This window comes from Streptomyces sp. NPDC107581, from assembly GCF_055657175.1.
In genome coordinates this window covers 35,207-42,181 of the sequence record NZ_JBVKBH010000031.1, presented here as the reverse complement: position 1 = coordinate 42,181, position 6,975 = coordinate 35,207, and the positions used below count along the sequence as shown (strand labels likewise).

The 6,975-nt window shown below is 71.5% G+C and carries 1 protein-coding gene; it reads right to left on the bottom strand.

Going from position 1 to position 6,975, the window contains the following annotated elements; genetic code table 11:
• Positions 1-6,899, bottom strand: a 6,899-nt coding sequence (locus tag ACZ7P3_RS41090) for a type I polyketide synthase (RefSeq protein WP_472089786.1), incomplete at its 3' end; no start/stop codon positions are given.
• Positions 6,900-6,975 lie beyond the last annotated feature (76 nt).

The window sequence follows — 6,975 nt, the reverse complement described above, 5'->3', positions numbered from 1 at the left end:
CCCAAAACCGCCCCCACCCTCACCACCACAACCTCAGGAACAACCCCACCCGCCTCCACCGCAGCCACCAACCCACCCAACTCCCCAAACACCACAGCACCCGGCACACTCAGCCCACCAGCCTCACCCACCACCACCCACCGACCACCCACATCACCAACACCCACACCACCAACACCCACCACCACACCCGAAGCAGCAACCCACTCCACCCCGAACAACCCATCACGAGCCGACACCTCAGCAGCAGCCACAAACGGCCGCAGAACCAACGAACCCACCGACGCGATCAACCCACCGGACCCATCGGCCAGGGTCAGCGTCACGCCCTCACCGGTGCGCTCCGGGGTCACCCGGACCCGGGCCACGGACGCGCCGGTCGCGTGCAGGTCGACGTGCCGCCAGGAGAACGGAACCTCCAGCTTGTCGCGGCGTTCACCCGTACCCACGATCACGTGCAGGGCAGCGTCCAGCAGGGCAGGGTGCACCCCGAAATCGGCTGCGTCCACGTCGTCCGGCAACGCGACCTCGGCGAACAACTCCTCACCACGCCGCCAGGCCGCACGCATCCCCTGGAACACCGGGCCGTAGGCGAGGCCACTCTCGGACAGCGCCGGATAGAAGCCCGCCAGGTCCACGGCATCGGCACCGGCCGGAGGCCACTGCGCCAAGCCACTGTCGGCACCGGCATCGACATCCGCGGGAGCGGGCGCCAGCACGCCCGCCGCGTGCCGCGTCCACTCGCCCTCGGGCGCCGCGTCCTCGGCCTGGGCGTAGATGCCGACCGTTCGCCGGCCGGACTCGTCCGGACCGTCCACCGTCACCTGGACCCGCACTGCGCCCTGGGGCGACAGCACCAAGGGCGACTCGATGACCAGTTCCTCGACCTGTGCGCAGCCGGCCTCATCGGCCGCGCGCATCGCCATCTCGATCAGCGCGGCTCCGGGCACGACGACCTGTCCGGCCACCACGTGATCGGCCAGCCATGACTGCCCGGCCAGGGACAAGCGGCCCGTCAGCACCAGGCCGCCGCTCGCCGGCAACGTCACCGCCGCACCCAGCAGCGGGTGGCCGGGGGTCTCCAGGCCGAGGTCCTCGGCGCGGCTGCCCACAGCCGGGGTCAGCCAGTAGTGCTGTCGCTGGAAGGCATACGTCGGCAGGTCGACCCGCCGCGCACCCGTCCCCGTGAACACCTTGTCCCAGCCGACCGCCACGCCCCGCACGAACACCTTCGCCAGCGCCGTGAGCAACGCCCGAGGCTCATCCCGACCACGACGCAACACCGGCAGCCACACCTCGGCAGCAGCCACCTCACCAACAGCCTCCGCACGCGTCTGCGGACCCATGCCCGACAGCACCCCGTCCGGACCGATCTCCACAAAGGTCTGCACACCGGCGTCGCGCAACGCCCCTGCAGCATCGAAGAAGCGAACGGCCTCACGCACATGCCGCACCCAGTACGACGGGTCAGTCACCTCATCACTCACCACACACCCGGTCAACGCCGACACAAACGTCACCTTCGGCACCTGGTACTCGACCGCACCGACGACCGCGGCGAAGCGCTCCAGCATCGGCTCCATCAAAGGCGAATGGAACGCATGCGACACCGTCAAACGCTTAGTACGCGCCCCACCCCCCGCCAACACCTCAGCCGCCGCCAGAACGTCGTCCTCAACACCGGAAATCACCACAGCCCGAGGACCATTGACCGCCGCAACCCCCACACCCGACCGACCCGCAAGCGCCTCGACGACCTGATCCTCGGTCGCCTCGACCGCCACCATCGCCCCACCAGCGGGCAGCTCCTGCATCAGCCGGCCACGCGCGGCCACCACCGCACACGCATCCTCCAGCGACCACACCCCGGCCACATGCGCCGCAGCCAGCTCACCGATCGAATGACCCGCCACCACCTGCGGACCCACACCCCACGACTCCAGGAGCCGGAACAGTGCCACCTCAACGGCGAACAACCCCGCCTGCGCCCACACCGTCTCGTCGATCCGGCCCCCACCCGGCCAAGACTCATCGCCCTCACCGCGAATCACCGCCGCCAGCGAGCCCTCCAGATGCCCACTCAGCCCCGCACACACCGCATCGAAGGCCTCGGCAAACACCGGGAACGCCTCATACAGCCCCTGACCCATCCCCAGGCGCTGCGCACCCTGCCCCGTGAAGACGAACCCGACCTTGCCCGCACCACTCACAGCCCCGGACACCACCCCCGGAACCTCACGGCCCTCGGCCAACGCCCCCAAACCGGCCGCCAGTTCACCAACATCCGCCCCCACAACGACCGCACGATGCTCCAACGCACCACGAGAGGCCGCCAACGACCAGCCCACGTCCACCAGGTCCACGTCCGGACGCTGCCCGACGAACCCCGCCAAGCGCTCCGCCTGACCCGCAAGACCCGCCACCGACCGACCCGACACCACCCACGGCACCACCGGCAGAGCCACCGACGGGACACCGTCGGCCGGGGCGGCGCGGGGGGCGGGCGTGTCTTCGGTGAGCGGCTGCTCGATGATCACGTGCGCGTTCGTGCCGCTGATGCCGAACGAGGACACGCCCGCGCGCCGGGGGCGCGCGGTCTGCGGCCACGGCACGGCCTCGGTCGCCAGGCGGACCGCTCCGGCGTCCCAGTCCACGTGCGAGGACGGTTCCTGGGCGTGCAGGGTGGGGGGAAGTTCCTGGTGCTGGAGCGCCAGCACCATTTTGATGATGCCGGCCACGCCCGCGGCCCACTGGGCGTGTCCGATGTTGGACTTGACCGAGCCCAGCCACAACGGGCGGTCCTCAGGGCGTCCTTGGCCGTATGTCGCCAGCAGGGCCTGCGCCTCGATCGGGTCGCCCAGCCGGGTGCCGGTGCCGTGGCCCTCGACCACGTCCACGTCGTCCGCGGCGAGACCGGCGCTGTCCAGGGCGGCACGGATGACTCGTTGCTGCGCGGGGCCGTTCGGCGCGGTCAGTCCGTTGGAGGCGCCGTCCTGGTTGACCGCGCTGCCGGACACCACGGCCAGCACCTGGTGTCCGAGTCGTCTGGCGTCCGACAGCCGTTCGAGCAGGACGACGCCGGCTCCCTCGGCCATGCCCATGCCGTCGGCCTGCTCCGAGTAGGCCTTGCAGCGTCCGTCGGCGGCCAGGCCCTGCTGCCGGCTGAACCACACGAGCCAGGACGGGGTGGCGTGCACGGTGATGCCCCCCGCGAGTGCGAGTGAGCATTCGCCGGAGCGCAGTGCCTGGCTTGCCAGGTGCAGTGCCACCAGGGACGAGGAGCACGCCGTGTCCACCGTCAGGGCCGGTCCCTCGAGTCCGAGCGTGTAGGCGACCCGGCCCGATATGACGCTGGGGGCGATGCCCGACTGCAGATGGCCCTCGAGTGCTTCGGGCGCGTTGGCACCGTAGCCGGAGGAGGCGGCGCCCACGAAGACCCCGGTCGCCGAGCCGCGCAGCTGCCTCGGGTCGATGCCCGCCCGTTCGAAGGCCTCCCAGGAGATCTCCAGCAGCAGCCGCTGCTGCGGGTCCATCGCCAGTGCCTCGCGCGGGCTGATCCCGAAGAACGCGGCGTCGAACTCGCCCGCTCCCGAGATGAATCCTCCTCCGCGGGCGTAGAAGGTGCCGGGCCGCGCGGCGTCGGGGTCGTACAGCTGCGACAGGTCCCAGCCCCGGTCGGTGGGGAGTTGCCCGACCGCGTCCCCGCCTTCGCTCAGCAGGTCCCACAGCTGTTCCGGGGAGCGTACGTCGCCGGGGAGCCTGCAGCTCATCGCCACGATGGCGATGGGTTCGTCGGTCGTTGCGGCTGCTCGGGCCGGGGTCTGTGCCGGGTCCGGGTGTCCCAGTGCCTGTGTCCGCAGGAACTCGGCCAGTTCCGCCGGGGTGGGGTGGTCGAAGGTCAGGGTGGTGGGCAGCCGCATGGCGACCGCGGCCGTCAGTCTGTTGCGCAGCTCGACCCCGGTCACCGAGTCGAACCCGATTTCCTTGAAGGTGTGTCCGGGATCGATCGCCTGGGGTGAGCTGTGTCCGAGGACGGCCGCGGCGTGCGTCTGGATCAGGTCCAGGACCATCTGGTCCTGCTCGGAGCGCGGTCGTCCCGCGAGCTGCCGCAGCACTCCGGTGGCCGCGCCCGCGTCGAGCGGGGGTGGTACGGCCGGGCCGGCGGTGGGCTGCGGGAGTTCCATGATGTCCGACGGCGCACCGCTGTCGAGCCAGAAGCGCTCGTGCTGGAAGGCGTACGTCGGCAGTTCCGCCTGCCGGCCGGCCGGCAGCACCTTGCTCCAGTCGACGGGCACGCCTTGGACGTAGGCGCGTGCCAGTCCTGCCACGAGAGCGGTCACGCCCTGCTCGTCGCGTCGCTGCAGCGGGACGAACACGGCTTCCTCCGCCGCGGTGCCGGCCACCGCGTCCGGTCCCAGGGTCGACAGCGACCCGTCGGGGCCGACCTCGATGAACACCGACACGCCCTGCGCCGCGAGGGCGGCGACGGCGTCGGCGAAGCGCACCGCCTGTCGTGCCTGCGCGGGCCAGTAGTCGGCCTCGCACTCCGTGAGCACCTCGCCGGTCAGCGCGCCCGCCCACACCGCCTGCGGCTCCCGGTGCCGCAATCCGGCGGCCACGGCGTGGAGTTCGTCGAGGACGGGGTCCATCGCCGGGGAGTGGAAGGCGTGCGACACGCGCAGCCGCCGGACCCGGCGGCCCCGCTCCCGCCACATCTCCACCACGTGCTCGACCGCGTCCGTCTCACCGGAGACGACGACGGACTGCGGGCCGTTGACGGCGGCGATCGACACTCCGGGCACGTCGGCCAGAGCGGCGAGCACCTCGGCCTCGGACGCGTTGACCGCCGCCATCGCCCCACCGGCGGGCAGCGCCTGCATCAGCCGGGCACGCGCCGCCACCAGCCGGCAGGCGTCCTCCAACGACAGCACGCCGGCCACATGTGCCGCGGCGATCTCACCCACGGAGTGGCCCACCACCGCGTCGGCCACGACTCCGGCGGCCTTCAGCACCGCCGCCACGCCGATCTCGAACGCGAACAGGCCGGTCTGTGCGTAGAGCGTCTGGTTCGCCATGTCGCCGTCTACACCGTCGGCGCCCAGGACGACGTCCCGGACGGAGATGCCCGACTCCGGCTCCAGCAGCGCGCATGCCCGGTCGAAAGTCTCGGCGAAGACCGGGCTGCCCGCGTGGAGCGCCCGGCCCATGCCGGCCCATTGCGAGCCCTGGCCCGCGAAGACCAGACCCACGCGCGCGCCGGGGCGGGCCACACCCGACACCACCGTCGCCGCGGGCGTGTCCTCGGCCAACTGCTGCAGTGCGGCGGCCAGTTCCGTGCGGTCGCCGCTCATCACCACGGCGCGGTGTTCGAACGCCGATCGTGTCGTCGCCAGTGACCAGGCGACGTCCGCCGGTTCCAGCTCCGGCCGTGCCGTCATCCATTCGCGCAGCCGCTGGGACTGTGCCGTGAGCCCCTGCGCGGAACGGCCCGACACCACCGAGGCGGCGGCGCCCGGCAGCACGGGTGACGTGGCGGCGGCACCCGTGCCGGCGGACCCGGTGGCCGGGGCCTCCTCCACGATGACGTGGACATTGGTCCCGCTGATCCCGAACGCGGACACACCGGCGCGGCGGGTGCGTTCTCCGGCCGGCCACGGCTTCGGTTCCGACAGCAGCCGCACGTCGCCGGCCGTCCAGTCCACGTGCGGCGACGGCTCGTCCGCGTGCAGCGTGGCCGGGAGCCGGCCGTGCTGCAGGGCGAGCACCATCTTGATGACACCGGCGACACCGGCGGCCGCCTGGGTGTGTCCGAGGTTCGACTTCACCGAGCCCAGCCACAGCGGCCGGTCCTGAGGGCGCTCCTGGCCGTAGGTCGCGAGCAGCGCCTGTGCCTCGATCGGGTCGCCGAGCCGGGTGCCCGTGCCGTGTGCCTCGACCGCGTCCACGTCCGCCGAGGTGAGGCCGGCGTTGGCCAGGGCGCGGCGGATGACGGCCTGCTGGGCCTGGCCGTTCGGGGCGGTCAGGCCGTCGCTGGTGCCGTCGGAGTTGATCGCCGATCCGCGCAGTACGGCCAGGACGGAGTGGCCGTTGCGTACGGCGTCGGACAGGCGTTCCAGGACGATCAGACCGACGCCTTCCGACCACACGGTTCCGTCGGCGGAGGCCGAGAAGGGCTTGCACACGCCGTCGGGGGACAGCGCCCGCAGCCCGCTGAACGCGACGAAGTTGCCGGGTGTGGCCATCACGGAGACGCCGCCCGCCAGGGCCAGCGAGCACTCGCCGTGCCGCAGGGCCTGTGCGGCGAGGTGGATGGCGACCAGGGAGCTGGACGCGGAGGTGTCGACCGTGATGGAGGGCCCGTGCAGTCCGAGCAGGTAGGAGATCCGGCCGGACATCACGCTGGTCGTCGTGCCGGTGAGCAGGTAGCCCTTAACGCTCTCCGGTGCCTCCTGCAGCCTGGGGCCGTACTCCCGGGGCTCGGCGCCGACGAACACGCCGGTCCTGGTGCCCCGGATCGCGGCGGGGGTGATGGCGGCGCGCTCCAGGGCCTCCCAGGAGGCTTCGAGCAGCAGGCGCTGCTGGGGCTCCATCGCCAGCGCCTCGCGCGGCGGGATGCCGAAAAAGCTTGCGTCGAAACCGGCGGCGTCCTCAAGGAATCCGCCGCGGGTGAGATATGTCTTGCCGGGGCTCTCCGGGTTCTCACCGTAGAGGGATTCGAGATTCCAGTTCCGGTCCGTGGGGAAGCCGGCAATGGCGTCCCGTTGGTCGGACAGGAGTTTCCACAGGCCCTCGGGTGAGCGGACTCCGCCAGGGTATCGGCAGCTCATGCCGACGATCGCCAGAGGTTCGGTGCCCTCTACGGCGAGTTCCGTCGGGGCCGGCGCATGAGTCTCGTTCACAATTCCCTCGGCATTCCTGAGGTCGAGTGAGATACCTGGTAAAGAGTCTTCCGCCAAGGAAAGTGCCGGCTGCGCA